Source organism: Turicibacter sp. H121, from assembly GCF_001543345.1.
Classification (GTDB): domain Bacteria; phylum Bacillota_I; class Bacilli_A; order MOL361; family Turicibacteraceae; genus Turicibacter; species Turicibacter bilis.
This window is the reverse complement of the sequence record NZ_CP013476.1, coordinates 267,472-287,191: the sequence shown is the minus strand read 5'-3', so window position 1 is coordinate 287,191 and position 19,720 is coordinate 267,472. Positions and strand designations below refer to the sequence as shown.

The following is a 19,720-nucleotide window of genomic DNA, read 5'->3' as shown; positions in this document are numbered from 1 at the left end:
GTTTAACGATGAACGAAGAACGCAGAGTAGAAACTGTGACTCGATACTTCATCTTTTAAAGTGGCTGTCTTTTGTGGACAGCCTTTTAGATAGGTGATAAAAAACAATTGATGCGGTTAAAAACAGTATTGTTTACCAAAATTATGCTATAATAAATGTATTAAAAAGAAAATAAAGGGGTAAAATGAATGAAAAAAACAACTACTATTTTAATTGGAGTTTTTGTGATTATTCTATTAATTGCAGGTTATTTTATTTCTAGTTATAACGGAATTGTTGCAGCTGAAGAGGAAGTTGATGCTCAGTTTGCAAAAGTTGAGACACAATTACAACGCCGTTTTGATTTGATTCCTAATTTAGTCAGTGCGACACAAGGTTATATGCAACATGAAAAAGATGTATTCACAGCTATTGCTGATGCGCGTTCAAAATTAGCAGGAGCGACAACTGTCAATGATAAAGTTGAAGCGTCTAATGAATTAGAAGGAGCGTTATCTCGTTTATTAGTGGTAGTAGAAAATTATCCAGAATTAAAAGCTGATAAGCAATTTACAGCCCTAATGGATGAACTAGCTGGAACTGAAAATCGTATTGCAACAGAGCGTAATCGATATAATGAATCTGTTCAAACGTTCAATGCAAAAATTCGTAAGTTTCCAACTAGCTTTATTGCAAGTATAATGGGTGTTGAAAAACGCGATTATTTTGAAGCTCAGGCAGGTACAGATCAAGCACCAAGTGTTAATTTTTAAGAAATAAAGGAAAGGGTTGCGAAGTTTGCAGCCTTTTTCAATATTTAAAAGGGTGAAAAGTATGGAACAAGTCATAAAGAAGTGTAGCCGATATAAGAAAATAAAGTTTACGTTGTTACCGAAGTTATTTTTATTGATCGTAACATTAGTTGGTCTTTTTAATCTGAGTTCGTTAGACATACAAGCAGTTGTGAATCCAGATCAAAGTTTTTATGTCACCGATAAAAGTCACGTTTTAACTCATCAAACAAAAGAACATATTTTAGAGATTAACTATGTGTTTGAAAAAACAAAGGAACGGCCACAAATTGCAGTTGTCATCATTCCAACACTGGATGGCAGTGATATTGAAACCTATGCGGTTAAGCAGTTTGAGAAAATGAAAATAGGGAATGAAAAATATGACAATGGGGTTCTTATTTTACTAGCAACGGAAGATAGGGAAATCAGAGTCGAGGTTGGTTATGGACTTGAAGGGGCTTTACCTGATGGAAAAGTTGGCCGAATTCTCGATGCGTCTATGGAAAACTTAGCATCAGGTCATTACTCGCAGGCGATTGAAGATATCTTTAATCAAATTGTTTTAGTTATTCAAGATGAATATGGCTATGAAGATGTCTTTAACGGGACTGTTCCTAAAGTTGAATCCGAAGAAGTAAGTGAGTTACCTATTTTGGGGATGATCATTGGTGTCATTGTTGTTTATTTTATCGTCTGCCGAGTGATTGGGATTAACTCAGTCGATGCGCTAATCTTACTGATTAACCTTCTTTCACAAGGATCAAATCATTCTTCATCATCGCATCGATCAAAAGGTGGAGGCGGTCGCTCTGGAGGTGGCGGTGCCTCACGAAACTTTTAAAAAATAAATTAAAACGAGATTTTTACTTATGAAATGATTAAACAAAGTCAATGAAAGGAGCTATCTTTTACGAAGATAGCCCCTGTTCTATATACAAACAGAAATGTTTTCTACATTTAATACAGCAACCGAAATATGAGATGGTTATGCCGTGCAAGGCAGACTATAGTCCAGCTAAAAGTTTTTACGATGTAAAAAACTTATCTGGACTTATATAGTGACTAAACTAACAAGAATAAATGGAGTGTATTAAAAGGTTGAAGCTTGTTAAAGTCAGCTTTCTTTGACTCCATTAAATGAAAATTATCACAACGTATTCATATCATGCTTCAATTCTGTGTTCTATTTTAATTGATTGATGAGATTGAAGTTCAAAATGGATAAAATTTAAACAAAAATAAGTAAAAAGTGACTTTTCCTATTAGGAAGGTCACTTTTTTGATGAATTAGTTTTCTAACGATGTTTTTAAGATAGATGGACTTTGAGACACGACACATGCTTCTTCGCGTTGTTTCTTCAAGGTCCAGAAAAAGGTTAAGCTAAATGAAACCGTCATTGAAATAATAATACAGATGATCGCATTGATTAGGTTAGATAATCCATCCTCCCCAATGTAAACTGGTAATGATAAAATCCCAGAAGTCGCTGAAACATAAGTTCTGACATTGGTTAATCCAGCCCAAATTCCAGCACAACCTCCACCAATCATAGCCGCAACAAGCGGATATTTTAATCGTAATGTCACGCCATACATGGCAGGCTCTGTAATCCCCATAAAGGCGGTTAAGCTACTAGGTCCAGCAATCGCTTTTAATGAACGATCTTTTGTTTGACAATAAATTGCAAACGTTGCAGCAGCTTGTGCCATATTTGAAGCAAACATTGGTAATCCCATTAACGTTGCATAACCGAGTGTGGCATACTGAGCAAGTTGAATTGGTAGTAAACTGTAGTGCATCCCTGTCATGACAAGTAACGGACAAATCATACCCATCATAATTGGTAAAATCCATCCCACTTTCTGGTCCAAGATTTTAAACAGACTGGCTAATAAATCACCCGCCATCGTTCCCAGTGGACCAATGGCAAGTAAAGCAAGCGGCGCCATCACGAGAAGAACGACCATTGGGACGAAAAAGATTTCAATGGATTTTGGTGTGTAACGTTTGACGGTTTTTTCAACGAAAGACATGACCCATGTAATTAAAATCATCGGAACAACAGATGCCGAATAAGAAGCGAGAACCATTGGGATTCCTAAAAAGGTAACGGCTTCACCTGCTGATTTCAGTTCGACGAGGTGAGGATGAAGTAAGATACCTGCTAATACGACGGCTAGATAGGCATTACATTTAAATTGCTTAGCAGCCGACATCGCGAGTAAAACCGGCATGAAATAAAAGGCCGCATCTCCAATAAAGTTTAAAACATAGTTATTTTGTCCTGTTTTATCAATCAGATTGGCTGCTACTAATAACGCGAGTAACGCTTTAATCATCCCGGCACCAGCAATGGCACCAATCACAGGCGTAAAAATACGAGAAATCGTATCAAGTATTTGAGAAATCAATGATGTTTTACGTTGATGAGAGGAGATGACCATAGACGGAGTAGACTGATCCCGTAAGCGTTCTAATTGTTCATACACTTGTTGAACTTTTGGCCCAATGACAATTTGAATTTTCGTCTGTTGAAGCACTACATTAATCACGCCATCTAATGTTTTTAATTGATTAACCTTCACGACATCCAGATTTTTCACATCTAAACGTAAGCGCGTCATACAATGCGACAAACTGAAAATGTTGCTACTTCCCCCTAACGCCTCTAAAATCATAGAGGCTAAATCATTTGTTTGTATTCTTTTCATTCTATGCTCCCCTTTTAATCTAAATATTATTTTCCATTTTAACACGATAAGGTAAAAATGGAATGTTATGGATAAAAGTGTAAAATAGCGATCGTAATATTAAGATAGGGCTAACGTGAATGAAATAACCGGTGAGAGGGATAAGCGTAAATAGAAGGAAAGAGAGTTCAGATCCAGTGGCATTTCGATAAGTCACGATGAAACTTTTTATTGTGATTTATATATTTATGATTAATAAATGATTGGGGGAGAATAAAAAAATCAATGTAAGAAAGTTTGGAGAAGTTAAGAGAAGAAATAAAAGATTAAAGGGACTATCTCGTATCGAGATAGTCCCTTTAACTATAGGTTAGCTTTAAATCAAATTAAAAGTATTTCATCAGACTTAACGTATTTAAGAATGGGGGGAAAGTTAAGTTGAATGGTGGTGTATAACGGGATATAACGCTAATTCTTTTAGTTATCGAATATTTAAAAAATAAAGGAAATCGATTATAATATAAGCATGTAAGCAGAATCGATTTCAGAAGGAGTATCCTATCGTGAAATCAGGTGTTAAATCAGTTAAAGAATTAAATTTAGAGGATGACTTTTTATTTGCAAAAGTCATGACCGATGAGTCTATTTGTAAAATAGTTTTAGAAAAAATACTAGCCATTGAGATTAAAGAAATTAAGATGCCAGAAGAACAAAAAGTAATCAATATTCTTTCTGAAAACAAGGGAATTAGACTTGATATTTATGTAAATGATGATCAAAATATGGTGTACAATATTGAGATGCAAAAAGGTAGAGATACAGAACTTGCAAAGCGAAGTAGATATTATCAAGGAAATATTGATATCAATATGATTACAAAGGGTAGTAAATATTTTGAATTACATAAAAGTTTTATTATCTTTATTTGTACCACATTTGATCCATTTAATGAAGGAAGACACTTATATACGTTTGAGAATCTATGTAACCAAAATCCTTCATTACGTCTAGGCGATGAAACAAGTAAGGTCTTTTTGACAACGTGTGGGACACTCGATGATGTAGATCAAGAAATGTTAGAATTTTTAGCTTATATTAAGAACTCAACTGACAAAGTAGCGTCTGAATCTAAAAGTCAATTGGTTCATAAAATTAATGAGAAAGTACAATCAATCAAAGAAGATAAACGAACGGAGGTAGAATATATGACATTACTTGAGCGTGATGAAAGAAATCGTGAAGAGGGTAGAAATGAGGAAAGGCGCTCTGTTGCTAAAAATTTACTTCAAAGAGGTTTGGACGATGAATTTGTTTTTGAAACAACTAACTTATCTCTGGATGAGATTAAGAAATTAAGACAGGAATTGGAGCTTAATTAATAGAAGAAATTTAAGTTCAGAAGGTAAACGAACGGAGGTAGAATATATGACGTTACTTGAGCGTGATGAAAAGAACCGTGAGGAGGCGAGAAATGAAGAGCGTATTCGCTTCGCTCAAAAGTTAATTAAACGTGGTTGTGATGATGATTTTATTTTAGAAACAACAGAGCTATCAGTAGAAGTAATTAAAACATTAAGAAGTGAATTAGGTATGTAATTAATAAAGATAAAAGTCTTCTTACAGCTTTGTTTACTAAGGAGATTTTTTTATGTGATAACATTTTGGGGTAATAAAAAGTATTTAAGCTATTTCAGAAGTACGTGTTGCATTTGTATGGGAAATTTGTTATACATAGTAAAAAATCAAAGCAGCCATTGTATGAGATGGCCTATGATGATATCAAAGTATTATATCAAACAGAGTACTTACAACTAAGAGAGTTGAGCAACCACTTAATGAAGCAGTTAAAGAAAGAGGGAATTTAGATGAGTATTGCCTTACAAATATTATTAAATGATGAAGAAATCGATGGAAAAAAGACGGTCTATGTAGCCAACCGTGACATTCGTTGTGAGTATGTTCCAAGACACAAAGTCTCAACGTTTAAATCTGATTATGTCGCTGTTTATTTATTAATAGGAAGTGATGAGGAACAAGGAGATCTCATTTATGTAGGAGAGACAGAAGAAGCAGCAATACGCTTACTGAATCATGATAAGAAAAAAGAGTTTTGGGATTATGCTTATTTCTTCTTTAGTAATACCCATAACCTGAATAAAGCAGATGTTAAGTTTTTAGAAGCTAAAATTTATCAAGCAATTAAAGAAGCGGGTCGTTATAAACTAGAAAATGCAAGTATTCCAAAAGAAAGCCATGTTCATGACATTCGTCAAAGTGAACTGATGGATATGTTTAAAACGATTGAATTTATTTTAGGGGGAGCCTTTAACCTATTGCCGTTTAAAAAAGTTGATCTTCAATTAGAAGTTAATGAGACAAAAGAGAAAATTAATCATCTACAGCAACAACTTGATGAACTTGAAAAGGAAACATTTTATATGACCCAAAAAGGAGCAGACGCCAAAGGATATCTACTTGGAGAAGGAAAAAAGTTTGTTGTGTTAAAAGGTTCAAAAACAGCCTCTATTGAAAAAGCGGCAAATAGTTTTAAAGAGATAAGTGCAGCTACAAACTTAGAACGCTTAAAGAAACAAGGAGTGTTACAAGAAATTGATGGATACTATCAATTTAATGAAACTCACATCTTTAATAGCCCCTCAGGAGCATCCGATCTTATCTATTTAGGAGCTACAAATGGATGGAAAGAATGGAAAAATAAAGAGGGAGAAAGTCTAGAGAAATTAAGAGAATAGATTGAAAAGGTGGTTCGAAGAGAACCACCTTTTTAAATGAAAATATCCATACAAAACTAAAAAGGGTTAAGTACAATATCCACTTAACCCTTCAAGTATAAGTCTCAAAACTTATATCCCGCTTCTGTAATTATACAATAAATTGACAATATGCAATATTTTTATGAAAAATAAGTTTAATTAATTGAAGTAGAGGGTGTCCCAAGCGGACTTAAAAATTGATTGATAAGTTCTTATATTTGATTTTTAGGTATTTCTAGCTTAATTAGGTCCAAGAAACAAGAATAATATAATCTACGATTGATTTGAAAATTTTTTAACAATCCTCAATGAAACGAGGATTGGTAGCTATTTTTGTATTCTTATCCTCCGATTTCTCACGTATTTTTATTTGAATAATTTCATACAAGTCTTTTTTCTTCTCAGCTGGTAGAGATAGGTTGCTAGCGTTTAATTTTAAGGATGCTAGTAGTTTTTGATATTTCCAGGTTTCAAAAGTTATCTCTAAGGCTGAAAAAGCACCTAATTTCTCAATTAAGGAAATAACTTTGTCGTAAGGATAAACAGTATTTTTAATTTCTTCGATAAGCTTTTGATGTTCATGGGGATAAAACCAATTTTCTTTTAATTGATCGCATTCAATAATTTCTGAGAAACGTTCATAGCGTTTAATTTTAGTGTTCAAGAGACTTAGTAATTTACTGTCATTCAGGGTTGGCCGCATATCTAAAATATCATTCATGATAAAACGTTGCTCTTCTACAGAAGTATTCTTTTTAATACTTTGGATTTCATCTAATTCAAAAGAGATATTGCAAATTGTTTCTAATATTTTAGCGTCTAGTTTTAAATTAGCTGATTCAAAAAAAATATTTTCTAAATAATTAAGCATCTCTACAGGATTAGGTGATAGTGTGACGAGATGATTACGTGATACTGTCTTTAGTGAATCATGAGTTTGGAGTGTTTGATACAAAGTATCTAGTAGCATGTTAATTTTTTGCTTTTGAAGTTCTTCAAAGTCTACCTCTTGTTCATGATTAGTTCCTGTTATGTCTATTCCGTCAAAAGTATCTAACAGGTCATGATCCCAAATTAAGAGATCACTTTCGACATTAAATTTATAATTTTTATATATGTCCTGATATTCAGCATAAGCGGGTGCTGTTAAGTTGCTACTACCTATGATAGCTATTACTGGAGTTTTATTAGTAAGTTTCATTGCGATTTTGGCGTGCCAATTTGGATTTTTAGGCTTGTAGTAAGTCACTTTATAGCCTAAATAAATTAAATATTTTATAAACCCCTCAAATTGATATTGATTCTTTAAATTAGAATCAAACATTCCACCAATGATAATGATTTCGGTATAGGGAAAATTTTTAAATCCGTCATTGATGGCATTAAAAAAATCATCGTGATTGTAATCATTAAATAAACTGCTACTAATATAACCTGTACTTAGAATAAGTGTTTCGCCACGAGTAGACATGAGTTGATTTAATGCCCTTCTAAAATTAGACCTATGTTGGTCTGATCGTAAGAAAAACTGCATCCCCATCTAAAGCTCCCCCTATTGAGTAAATGTCTATTAACTATACGAGGAGAAGTTTTTTAATAGAATGGAACGGCAATTGTTTTCAAAACTAGATTAATAATCAAAAAAATCTGGTTAATTTATAATTTATCGATTGTTATTATATGGCTGTTCTTGTAATGGGTTCAAACTAGTTTTAAAATATTGTTATAAAGTATCAGTCTTAGGAGGAAAAGAGAATGGCTACAATTGGTTTTGAAGAGAAGCTGTGGCAGGCAGCAGATAAATTACGTAATAATATGAATCCATCGGAGTATCAGCACGTGGTACTTGGATTGATTTTCTTAAAATATGTGTCAGATACATTTAATGAGCGTTATGTGGAGTTATTAGCAGATGATCCAGAGTTTGCTGAAGATCGTGACGAATATATTTCTGAAGGTGTATTCTGGGTTCCAGAACATGCGCGTTGGAGTTATATTTCTGACCATTCTAAACAACCTGAAATCGGTCAGATAGTGGATCAGGCTCTTGATTCAATTGAAAAAGAGAATGACTCATTACGTGGGGTGCTTCCTAAAAATTATTCACGCCCAGAACTTGATAAACGTATTTTAGGTGAAATCATCGACTTATTTACCAATATTAATGTGGGTGGTGAAGACGCTCGTGATAAAGACGTCTTAGGTCGTGTTTATGAATATTTCTTAGGGAAATTCGGAGCGAATGAAGGTGGAGAATTCTATACGCCAAAATCTGTCGTTAAATTAATGGTTGAAATGATTCAGCCGTATAAAGGTAAAGTTTATGATCCGGCTTGTGGGAGCGGGGGAATGTTTGTTCAATCGTATAAATTTGTCAAAGAGCATAGTGGAAATACGTTTGATATTTCCGTTTATGGACAAGAGTGGAACCCAACGACTTGGAAGTTAGCGAAGATGAATTTAGCGATTCGTGGAATTGAAAATAACTTAGGGTCTAAAAATGCGGATACGTTTGGCGAAGATTTACATCCAACGTTAAAAGCAGATTATGTGTTAGCCAACCCTCCATTTAATGATAGTGATTGGGGAGGAGCTTTACTTGAGAATGATGCGCGTTGGAAATGGGGTGTTCCACCAGCTGGAAATGCCAACTATGCTTGGTTATCACACATGGTTGATAAGTTAAATCAAAATGGAATTGCAGCAACGGTTCTTGCGAATGGATCTCTTTCAAGTAATACATCAAATGAAGGGGTCATCCGTCAAAATATGATTACGGCTGATTTAGTAGACTGTATTGTGGCTTTACCAGATAAATTATTCTATTCAACGGGAATTCCAGTTTGTATTTGGATTATGAACAGAAATAAATCTCATAAAGGGAAAACGTTGTTTATTGATGGTCGTAAACTTGGTACGATGGTGACACGTCGTTTACGAGAATTAACAGACGAAGAAATTAGAAAAATTGCCGATACGTATATCAACTACAAAAATGATGAGAACTATGAAGATATTCAAGGATTCTGTAAAGCTGCAACTCTTGATGAAATTAGAGAACATGACTACATTTTAACACCAGGTCGCTACGTTGGGATTGAAGAGGCAGACGATGATGGAGAACCATTCGAAGAAAAAATGGAACGTTTAACACAACAACTAGCTGAGCAATTCCAAAAATCTAAAGAGTTGGAAGAGGAAATCAGAAAACAACTTAATAAAATAGGAATTTCTATCTAAGGGAGGGCTATCTATGAATAAACAAACATTTTTATGGGGTAGTATTCCTTCTGAATGGACTATTCAAAATCTAAATGAATTAACTACATATATATCGAGGGGAAAACAACCTAAGTATGTAGACTATAGTGAAATTAGAGCCTTGAATCAAAAAGCAATTAGATGGGGATTTATAGACAATTCAGTATTGAAGTATCATAACCCAGAGGTAAAAGTAGATGAAAAACATTTTATTAAAAAAGGTGATGTTGTAATAAACTCTACTGGGACGGGAACAGTAGGGAGAACTTACTATTTTGGTTATAGTCCAGAACAAATATTTGCTGATTCACATGTTACATTGGTTAGGACAAATTCAGAGGTCTTAAATCCTCAATTCCTAATGTATCAATTATCTACTAAAGCTTATCAACATTTTATTGAAGGATCATTTTTAGCAGGAAGTACCGGACAAGTAGAGTTTAATAAGTCTAAGGTACAACAGTTGCCTATATTACTTCCAACAATTTCAGAACAAAATTCTATTGCTAATATTCTTTCTTCTTTAGATGAGAAGATTGAGTTGAATAATCAGATGAATGAGACGCTTGAAGAGATAGCGGAGGGGTTATTTAAGCGATGGTTTGTTGACTTTGAATTTCCAAATGAAGAAGGCCAACCCTACAAATCAAGTGGTGGAGAAATGGTCGAAAGCGAATTAGGAATGATTCCTTATAATTGGAAATCAGGGGTATTAGGTGATTTGATTTATGTACAAAATGGTTATGCTTTTAAAGGTAAGGATTTAATGGAACATGGTGAAGTTGGGATAATAAAAATTAAAAATATTAGTAGTAACACAGTGGATATTATTAATACTCAATACATTTCTGAAATATTAGCTAGTAAAGTAGATACTAAATTTAAATTGTGTGGAACAAATTTACTAATTGCTATGACAGGTGCAGAGGTTGGGAAAATAGGATTAGTTCCACTTAATAAAAAAGAATTATATTTAAATCAACGTGTCGGTTGTATTAAAGAGCTAGTTCCAGGTGGAGAGAGTTATGCTTATAATTATTTGCTAAGACCTGAGGCACAAGAAATGATACAGGCTAAAGCCGTAGGTAGTGCACAACCTAATATTTCAGGAGGGTGTAAGATAAAGTGTGTAAACTCTTAGAACAGTTACCATAATAAGTTAACTATTTCAAAGGAGTTTATTATTTATGACAAGAAAAGCTACGATGAACCAATTATTTAATCTCCTCCAAGATGAATACAACATTAAATCTGCTAGTGATATTGAAGCTGTTTTATTAGACATGTTTGGAGGCTTTATTGAACAAGCATTAGAAGCTGAATTAGATCAACATCTAGGATATAGCCGATATGATTTTCGTAATAAATCAACTTCAAATGCACGAAATGGACGTCAATCTAAAACCATTCAAACGCGTCTTGGTGAAACAACGATTCAGACTCCTAGAGATAGAGAAGGATCATTTGAACCTCAAATCGTGCCTAAACGTCAAACCAATGTCATCGGAATTGAAGAAAAGATTCTATCGCTTTATGCTAAAGGTTTATCAACGCGTGATATTTCTAAAACATTAGCAGAGATTTATGGCTTTGAAACGTCACATGAAACGATCTCTGCTGTAACTGATAAAGTGATTCCACTGATTCAAGATTGGCAACAACGGCCTTTAGAGCCTGTTTATCCTATCATTTATTTAGATGCGCTTCATGTCAAAGTGCGTGATGGAATGAGTGCCTCAAACAAAGCAGTTTACTGTATCATAGGTGTGTCTTTAGATGGTCGCAAAGATGTTTTAAGCCTCTCTATCGGAGAAGCAGAAAGTGCCTCTTATTGGATGAGTTTATTAGATGAATTAAAGGCTCGCGGAGTGCAAGATATTTGTATTGCCTGTGTGGATGGTTTAAGTGGCTTTAAACAGGCCATTCAAGCTGTTTTTCCTCATGCCCTCGTTCAACGTTGTTTAGTTCATTTAATCCGACAATCAACGAAATTTGTTTCTTATCAAGATAGAAAATCATTCTGTTATGATTTAAAACAAATCTATCAAGCGATTAATCGATCAGTAGCAGAACAAGCCTTTGAGACCTTTAAAAATAAATGGAGTCCCCTGGTACCTTTAGCCGTTAGAGTGTGGGAAAATAACATCGAAGAAGTTTATCAACTCTTTAATTTTCCTAAAGAAATTCGAAAAATGATTTATACGACAAATGCCATTGAAAGCTACAATAGCCAATTAAGAAAAGTTCTAAAAGGAAAAGGAGCTTTTCCAAATGAAACATCGGTGATGAAATTAATCTATCTTCAAACCATGGAAGTTACTAAGAAGTGGCGACGTCAACTTTCAAATTGGAGTCAAATATTAAATCAATTATTAATCTTATACCCAGATCGTTTAACACCCTATCTATAATTTTTAAAAATTAGTTTACACACTTAACTTGACAAGGTCTATTTCAGCGAGTGGAATTGAAGAATTAAAAGTAGTAATCCCTTCAAATCATATTTTAAAAGCCTTTCAAAATATATGCGGTAGTTTATTGTATAATATGTGTCAACTAATAGAGGAGAATTATTTATTAATAGAGCTACGCGATACATTACTACCTAAATTGATGTCTGGTGAGATTCGTGTGAGTGATTTATGTTAGCCCTGAACCTAAAAAGGACTAGCAACTAAGAATAATTTTGAAAACATAGATAATTTCTCTGTTTTTAGATAGAGAGTTAGGAGGGAGAAGCGTTGTTTACGGAGACGAGTTTTGAGAATGTCGTGATCGACTATTTAAAAGAGTTAGGATATGAGTATGCTCATGGAAGTGAACTAGTCAAAGAAGATAAAGAAGTTTTATTGCTGGAGCGTTTAAAACAAGCGTTAATTCGTTTAAATCCGAATGTACCTATTTCAAGTCTTTCAGAAGCGATTCGTGTGATGAAAAACTTTGATACGAATGATGTGTTTACGAATAATAAAACCTTCCATCAGTATTTAACGGAAGGCATTGAAATTAGTGATTTTATTGATGGAGAAACAAAATATTATCGTGTCAACTTAATAGATTATGACAATCCTTGTAATAATGACTTTTTAGTCGTGAATCAGCTTGAAATTACGGAAGATGGGAGCAAAAAGATTCCAGATGTGTTCGTGTATATCAATGGAATTCCACTGATTGTCATGGAGCTTAAAAGCACCTCGCGCGAAGAAGTTACGATAGAAGATGCGTATAAGCAACTGATGAATTATAAAAATGTTCATATCCCTTCATTATTTTACTATAACGCCTTTTTAGTGATTAGTGATGGCGTGGAAACGAAAGCGGGGACGATTACTGCTTCATTTGATCGCTTCATGAGTTGGAAGAAAGTCAATCCTGAAGATGATAGTGTCATGTATCAAAATCGTTGGCTTGAAAGTTTAATGTTTGGTCTATTTCATCAACCAAGACTTCTGGATGTCATAAAAAACTTCATCTTATTCACGCCAAAAGCTAAGATTATGGCACAGTACCATCAATATTATGGAATGAAAAAAGCAATTTCAAGTTGTGAAAAAGCGGTTCATGGTGATGGACGAGCAGGCGTGGTATGGCATACACAAGGAAGTGGAAAAAGCTTTTCCATGACCTTCTTAGCAGGAAATTTAGTAAAAAGTCAGGTTTTAAATAACCCGACGCTATTAGTGATTACCGATCGTAATGACTTAGATGGTCAATTATTTGAGACCTTTAAATCAGCGAGTGATTTCTTACGTCAAACACCCGTCCGAATGGATTCCCGTCAAGAAGTGAAAGACTTTTTAGGAAATCGTCAAACCGGAGGAATTGTCTTTTCAACGATTCAAAAGTTTGTTGAAGAAACAGGGTTATTATCCGAACGACATAATATCGTCGTGATGGTTGATGAAGCGCATCGAACTCAATATGGAATCGATGGAAAGTTTGACTTAGACAAAGGGGAAACGAAATACGGATACGCTAAGTATTTACGTGAAGCCTTACCAAATGCGACTTATATAGCATTCACTGGAACGCCAATTGAAACAACGGATAAATCAACGTATGGTGTCTTTGGTGATTTAATTGATGTGTATGATATGACACAAGCCGTTGATGATGGGGCCACTGTTAAAATTTATTACGAATCACGTTTAGCAAAAGTTCAACTGGATGAACGAAAACTTCAAGAAATTGACGATGAATACTGGAGTATGCAAGTCAATGAAGGGGTCGAAGACTATGTTGTTGAACAAAGTCAAAAACAAATGAGCCGTATGGAACAAATTATTACCCATCCTCAGCGTATTCATGAAGTAGTGAGTGATTTAATTGAACACTATGAACAGCGCCAAGACTTAGTCGCTGGAAAAGCGATGATTGTTGCCTACTCACGAAAAGCGGCGTGGGCGATGTATCAAGAAATCATGGCTCAACGACCAGAGTGGAAAAACAAAGTACGCATGGTGATGACATCAAATAATCAAGATGAAGAAGAAATGGCGAAACTCATTGGAAACAAAAATACGCAAAAACAATACGAAGCTGAGTTTCGTGATGTGAACTCAGATTTTAAAATTGTGATTGTCGTGGATATGTGGTTGACTGGATTTGATGTGCCATCACTAGATACGATGTATATCGATAAACCGATGAAAGCTCACAACTTAATGCAGGCGATTGCGCGTGTCAATCGTGTGTATGAAGGGAAAACAGGTGGTTTAGTCGTCGATTACATCGGGTTGAAAAAAGAATTATTTGATGCCCTTAAAACGTATACGAATCGTGACCAAGATAAAATTCAAGAAAACGAAGAAGCGAAACGCTTAGCGCTTGATTATATCGAAGTGTTACGTAATATGTTCCACTACTTCGATTACAGTGACTTCTTCACAGAAAATGATCGCCGTCGTTATGAACTGATTCGTGATGGAGCCGAATATGTGCAACTCAATGAAAAACGAAAAGCACAGTTTATGGACACGACGAAACGTTTAAAAGATGTGTTTAAAATCTGTACAAGCTTGCTAGAAAAAGAAATGAAACAAGAAATTTCATACTTTATTGCGGTGCGCTCGTTTATCATGAAAACAAATAAAACAGGAACACCGGATTTAAAAGAAGTGAATAACCGTATTTCAAAAATGCTAGAAGAAGCGATTTTAGGTGATGAAGTCTTAGTGCTTTCTGAAGCGGGAAGTTCAGATAATTTTGATTTATTAACGGAAGAAAACCTTCAAAAACTTCAAGCGATGCCACAAAAAAATATTGCCGCTAATATCTTGATGCGTGTTATGAAAGAAAAGGTCGATAGCTTAAAGAAAGTTAACTTAGTCAAAAGTAAAGAATTCTCAGAAAAGCTACAACGCATCTTAGAGCAATACAATAATCGTCATGATGAAGAAGATGTGTATCTCGTATTAGAAGAATTAATTAAATTAAAAGATGCCATTTTAATTTCCATTGAAGAAGGAACTCAACTCGATTTAACTTATGAAGAAAAGGCCTTCTTTGATGTCTTAACAGAAGATTTAGAAATTTTAGAAACAATGGATCGTGAGGTACTATTAATGATTGCTAAAGACTTAGCTAAAGTCATTAATGATACCATCAAAGAAACAGGAGATGAATGGTACAAAAGTGAACGTGCGCAAGCCAAAATGCGTACCAAAATCAAACGCCTCCTAAGAAAATATGACTACCCGCCAAACAAAAGTGAACAAGCCATCAACCACGTCCTCGAACAAGCCGAACTTCAATGCATGAGTATGAGATAATTTTGGAATTTTAGTGAAGATAAAATAGTCATACTTAATAATAAAAAGTCCTTCTATAATTTAGTAAGAACTAAAATATAGGAGGACTTTTACTATGAGTATGCAGGCTTTTTTTAATAGACCAGGGACGGAAAGTAACATTAAGAATTAATTACTACATGATATTAGGCATGTGAAAGATAGCATACTTGGAGCAGTAGATGATATTTCTGATATAGATTTAATTCTTGTCAAAGTGAGAACGATGCAGTAAAAAAGGAAACTTAAATAAGGCCGCGTAAATCATATTGAAAATATGATACGAGGTGATTAATGTGAAGTGGAAAGTGAGTCCATTTAATGATTTTATTTTTAAAAAGCTATTCGGAACAGTTGGAAATGAAGAGTTATTAAAGGCATTTTTAAATGCAGTCATGAAGGATAAAAATCTTCCTCTAATTGAAGAAGTAACAATTATTGAGAAATTAGAACTCGAGAAAAATCATTTTGAAGAAAAGCTAGGAATTATTGATGTGCATGCTAAAACCGATAAAGGTGAAGTAATAAATATTGAGGTCCAACTTTGTAATGAGTATAATATAGATAAACGAACATTATTTTATTGGAGTAAATTATATTCTTCAAATATTAAGAAGGGGCAAAACTATGAGGTGCTCCCTAAAGTGATTACGATTAATATTTTGAATTTTAATTATTATCATGAAAAATGGGTTCATTTATTTTTTACTCCAACGGCTGATGTAGATTCAAATCTTAAGATGAATGAGCTCGAAGTTCATTTCATCCAGTTACCAGCGTTTCGCAAGAGACATGAGAAAAACTTTAAAACTCATGAGTTAGAACGTTGGTTAACATTTTTGACCCAATCAGCCAATGAGGAAGAGTTGGAGGAAATCGTTGCCATGGATCAAGAGATTTTTAAAGTATATGAAGAAATTAAGCATTTATTAAGTGATGAAGAAGTTTTAGCAGTAGCTGAAGCCAGAGAAAAACAATTTTTAGATTATAACAGCGCTATTAATCACGCCGAAGCCCGAGGAAGACAAGAAGGTGTGGAGCTAGGCATAGAACAAGGGGAATTTAATAAGTCTATTGAAATCGCTAAAAATTCCATTGAAAATGGTTTAGATGATGAACTGATTGTAAAAATAACAGGTTTATCTATAGAAGAAATTAAACGACTCCGAAATGAATTAAATAAGTAGTTGGTTTCAATGATTTTATAATATTGGGTGTTGCTAAATAAGCAACGCTTTTTTATATGATGAATGGTCAATACAAATTATAGTTATTTAATAAAAAAGTAGGATTATCGTCCAATGTCACTTAACTAAATGACGTTGAGACTTAACCGAGTTCTTTTTACTGTTCATCAATTAAAAACACTGTTAAATCATCTGTTGCGCGGGTTAGAGCTGTATATACACGTGCTTTTTGAAATTGATCGAAATCATCTGTATAAGGAAGTGGGATAATGACACTGAAAAATTCGAGTCCTTTAACATAGTCGATGGATGTTAGGGTGATTCGTTTCGGGTGAATCGTACCTGTACCATCAAAGACATCGATTAATTCTTTATTGCTATCATTGTTCATAAGCGGTTTTAGTAGTAGTTTTAAGAAGCTGAGTTGTGTTTTATTTAAGGCAATAATGGCACATGATTTTCCATCAGGTAAGAAGTTAATTTTTTCTAATAACCATTCTTTATTCAATATGTTACTTAATTCTTCTAATGAACTTACTCTTTGTTCGTGTGTTGGATATCCTGAGATAATACCTAAGTTTTTGTAATCGTAGTTGGTCATGAACTGATGAGCCTCTTTTACAATCGGTTTAGTTGAGCGCCAGTTATATTGTAATTCATAAAACTTTGCCTTGTACAAGCTACAAACATTATCCCAATTTGTTAAGTTATTATATCCAAAAATATTTTGATTTACATCTCCCACAAGAGTGATAAATTTTGAATTAATATGATGGAATAAATGAAGTTCGAAGAGTGAAAGATCTTGCGCTTCATCAATAAAGAAATAAGTCTGTTGATATTTTTCCTTTACACTTGGGAATAGCATAAAATAAAAATGAATCCAAAGTAAAATATTATTTTGATCAAGCTGACGTGACTGAGTTTTAAAGAATGAAGTTGGTGTTAACAGATTGACATTATCAATAAACTCAGCAATCATAGTCTGGAATGTGCTTATTTGTGATTGTGACAGAATAAACTCAGGGTTCAGCGATATGAATTGTTGTTGTTCATTTTGTAGTGTCTCTTGAATGATTGTGATTTTGTTTTGTAGGTTTTTTTTACCGATTTTAGAAGTGTTAAGTGCTTCGTTAATAGCAGTTAATTCTTTTGTTAGGGTGTTAACTTGTTCGGTTAGTTGTTGATGAAGGAAATCTGCTTTATCAAATTGTTCTTTTAAATTTTCAACTAAAGTAGTACATACATCAAGTAATTGAGTAGAAAGCTCAAATTGTTTTTTTACTCCAGAAGAAAAGAGGCTATTTAATTTAGAACTGATTTCATTGTGATTAATTTGAAAGTTTGATAGTTGATTAGAGTAATACATGTATTTCTTTTTAATAGGGAAAAACTGTTCTTCACTTTGTTTGAGTTTTTCATTTAATGCATCAAGATTTGCACTTTTTGAATGACTTTCACTTATGTTTAGTGTAATCTGTTCTAGCATTTCTTCATACTCAGTGGTAAGCATTTTAAGCTGTAGCTCGTGTGTTTGTATCGTTTCTTTAAGCCGATAGTATTGGATATTCGTATCTATTAATTTAAGCAATTGTTCTAAAGAGTTTAGTAAATCTTCTATTGATTGAATACTTGTTGTCTTTTTGAAATTGAGTAAAGATTCAATTTGATTTAATTGTTGTAAAAGTTTATCCCACGACATAAAAGTATGTAAATTTTTTGTTAATTTTTTGAAATTTTTAGTTGTATTTGTTAGAGAAGGTGAATTATTCGGTAATGAGTGACTTAAAAGAAGGGGATTTAAATTTGATTTCATTAAAAGCTCGTTAATAGTAGTTGTTTTTTCTATTATAGTTGATTGAATCTCTTTATAGTAACGAATATAAAATTCAAGCCGAGATAAAGTTTCAATATTATACTCACTTTGTATTCCTATATTACTAAGAGAATCTTCAAGAAAATGTGAAAAATGTTCATTTGGACCTAGAGCAATCGCATGTTTAATTAGTTTATTATAAAATAAGTACGATAGTCTATGAACTCCAACTGACGTTTTTCCTGTCCCTGCACCACCTTGAATAATAAGGGGGGTATCGACTTCTTCACGTATAATTTGAAATTGTGTCCCAGTCATGCTCCAAAAAATTTCTTGGAGTTCTTGGCTATTTGTCTTTAATCGTGTTTGATAGAGTTCATCTTGAGATAGTGTGTCGATAAGATATCTATCCATGTTTTCTAGTGTCATCTGAGTTAGCACATGATCAAATTTAACTTCAGTAACATTTATAACTGAATTTTTAGATGCTCCATTGAACTTGACATCACGTCGGCTTGTTATATAGTATATTTCATCATTAATTTCAATTTCGCTTTGACCTAAACGATTCTTCATTAGTAACTCCCCATAAATAGGCGAGTTAAGGGAATGAATGATAATATTAGTTCCCTCAATTTCGATTGAATAGGTACCTAGTCGAATATCGATTTCATTTGCCTCGTGTGTATAATAAAGATGGTATTTAAACGGGTCACTAAGGATTTTTTTATACTCACTTTTTTTTCGGTTAATACTTTCAACTGACTCAAAAGCTACTAGCTCATAGTACCTATCACGTTGATAGAATGTTTTATCTAAATCATCGAGCTTTTGCTGATAGCTGTTTATAATTTGATCCGCACACGCTTGTTCTTCCGCTTCCAGTGTGTCATAACTTTTAGCTTTTGATTGAACTGATTTTTTATGTTCCACCGCACTCGCTTTATCCGACATGAAGTAGGTTAAGCCTATTTTCTCTTTATGAACACTGACATCATGTGATTTATTAGGAAATTTAATTAATAAATAATCGTGGTCAATAATGTTCGTAATTTGACCAAATTTTTTTTCTCCATTTTCAAGCGTATAAACATAATCTCCAATATTCATAACGTTCCCCCAAGTAAATCTAATTTAAAACTATATATTGTAAAAATATGCATCAGAAAAGTAAATAAGAAGAGGATAGATAATTTTTTCATGGAAAATCAAGTAAAAGAACGTTTAAATTTATGATAATGTTTCTTAATTTTATTTATTAGATGGATATAATCTTTATTGTACGTATCTGAAGTATATGAATACGATAGAGTTCATCAATGAGAGTCTTAGAAAAGGAGCTATCTTCATCACCAAATGAGGATAGCTCCTTAATCAATTTAATATAAGTTATCGATAATGTGTTTAGAATCGAAATCATATAAGACAA

General features: G+C 33.5%; 14 protein-coding genes. 11 read left to right on the top strand and 3 right to left on the bottom strand.

Annotation, left to right across the window (positions count from 1 at the left end; translation table 11 throughout):
* The first annotated feature begins 188 nt into the window (after positions 1 to 188).
* Together AT726_RS01240 and AT726_RS01235 are read left to right on the top strand one after the other, a co-directional pair.
* Positions 189 to 752, top strand: a complete 564-nt coding sequence (locus AT726_RS01240) for a LemA family protein (protein WP_055274874.1) — start codon at positions 189 to 191, stop codon at positions 750 to 752.
* A 61-nt stretch (positions 753 to 813) separates the two neighbouring features.
* Positions 814 to 1,614: a TPM domain-containing protein gene (locus AT726_RS01235; protein ID WP_055274876.1), complete on the top strand. Its 801-nt coding sequence runs from the start codon at positions 814 to 816 to the stop codon at positions 1,612 to 1,614.
* A 446-nt stretch (positions 1,615 to 2,060) separates the two neighbouring features.
* Here the strand turns inward: AT726_RS01235 and AT726_RS01230 are convergent, their stop codons facing one another.
* Entirely contained in the window at positions 2,061 to 3,485 is a 1,425-nt protein-coding gene (locus AT726_RS01230) for a PTS transporter subunit EIIC (RefSeq protein ID WP_068758858.1), read from the bottom strand.
* Positions 3,486 to 4,027: 542 nt separating this feature from the next.
* Between AT726_RS01230 and AT726_RS01225 the strand changes: the two genes are divergently transcribed.
* The 3 genes from AT726_RS01225 (at position 4,028) to AT726_RS01220 (ending at position 6,217) form a co-directional block, all read left to right on the top strand.
* Positions 4,028 to 4,843, top strand: coding sequence for an Rpn family recombination-promoting nuclease/putative transposase (locus AT726_RS01225; RefSeq protein ID WP_201023066.1), 816 nt, complete (start codon positions 4,028 to 4,030; stop codon positions 4,841 to 4,843).
* A gap of 46 nt (positions 4,844 to 4,889) precedes the next feature.
* The gene (locus AT726_RS12800; protein ID WP_156343967.1) at positions 4,890 to 5,060 is read left to right on the top strand and encodes a hypothetical protein; all 171 of its coding nucleotides are present in this window, start codon (positions 4,890 to 4,892) and stop codon (positions 5,058 to 5,060) included.
* A gap of 269 nt (positions 5,061 to 5,329) precedes the next feature.
* Complete coding sequence (locus AT726_RS01220) at positions 5,330 to 6,217, top strand: GIY-YIG nuclease family protein (protein ID WP_068758856.1); 888 nt, start codon at positions 5,330 to 5,332, stop codon at positions 6,215 to 6,217.
* A gap of 316 nt (positions 6,218 to 6,533) precedes the next feature.
* Here AT726_RS01220 and AT726_RS01215 read toward each other — a convergent pair whose 3' ends face one another.
* A complete protein-coding gene (locus AT726_RS01215) occupies positions 6,534 to 7,778 on the bottom strand; it encodes a hypothetical protein (RefSeq protein WP_068758855.1) in 1,245 nt (414 codons plus the stop codon).
* Between the two features lie 215 nt (positions 7,779 to 7,993).
* Here AT726_RS01215 and AT726_RS01210 point away from each other — a divergent pair, with 215 nt between their 5' ends.
* The 6 genes from AT726_RS01210 (at position 7,994) to AT726_RS01190 (ending at position 16,475) form a co-directional block, all read left to right on the top strand.
* The gene (locus AT726_RS01210; RefSeq protein WP_068758854.1) at positions 7,994 to 9,478 is read left to right on the top strand and encodes a type I restriction-modification system subunit M; all 1,485 of its coding nucleotides are present in this window, start codon (positions 7,994 to 7,996) and stop codon (positions 9,476 to 9,478) included.
* 13 nt (positions 9,479 to 9,491) lie between these two features.
* Positions 9,492 to 10,640 (top strand): restriction endonuclease subunit S, encoded by a 1,149-nt coding sequence (locus AT726_RS01205; RefSeq protein ID WP_068758853.1) that lies wholly within the window; start codon positions 9,492 to 9,494, stop codon positions 10,638 to 10,640.
* Between the two features lie 46 nt (positions 10,641 to 10,686).
* On the top strand, positions 10,687 to 11,910 hold the full coding sequence (locus tag AT726_RS01200) for an IS256 family transposase (protein WP_201023043.1): 1,224 nt from the start codon (positions 10,687 to 10,689) through the stop codon (positions 11,908 to 11,910).
* Positions 11,911 to 11,938: 28 nt separating this feature from the next.
* The gene (locus AT726_RS12795; protein ID WP_158508531.1) at positions 11,939 to 12,148 is read left to right on the top strand and encodes a hypothetical protein; all 210 of its coding nucleotides are present in this window, start codon (positions 11,939 to 11,941) and stop codon (positions 12,146 to 12,148) included.
* Positions 12,149 to 12,240: 92 nt separating this feature from the next.
* Positions 12,241 to 15,270: a type I restriction endonuclease subunit R gene (locus AT726_RS01195; protein WP_068758852.1), complete on the top strand. Its 3,030-nt coding sequence runs from the start codon at positions 12,241 to 12,243 to the stop codon at positions 15,268 to 15,270.
* A 314-nt stretch (positions 15,271 to 15,584) separates the two neighbouring features.
* Positions 15,585 to 16,475 (top strand): Rpn family recombination-promoting nuclease/putative transposase, encoded by an 891-nt coding sequence (locus tag AT726_RS01190; protein ID WP_055274886.1) that lies wholly within the window; start codon positions 15,585 to 15,587, stop codon positions 16,473 to 16,475.
* 157 nt (positions 16,476 to 16,632) lie between these two features.
* Here AT726_RS01190 and AT726_RS01185 read toward each other — a convergent pair whose 3' ends face one another.
* Positions 16,633 to 19,401 carry a hypothetical protein gene (locus AT726_RS01185; protein ID WP_068758851.1) on the bottom strand — a complete coding sequence of 923 codons (2,769 nt, stop codon included), beginning with the start codon at positions 19,399 to 19,401 and terminating at the stop codon, positions 16,633 to 16,635.
* Positions 19,402 to 19,720: the final 319 nt, after the last annotated feature.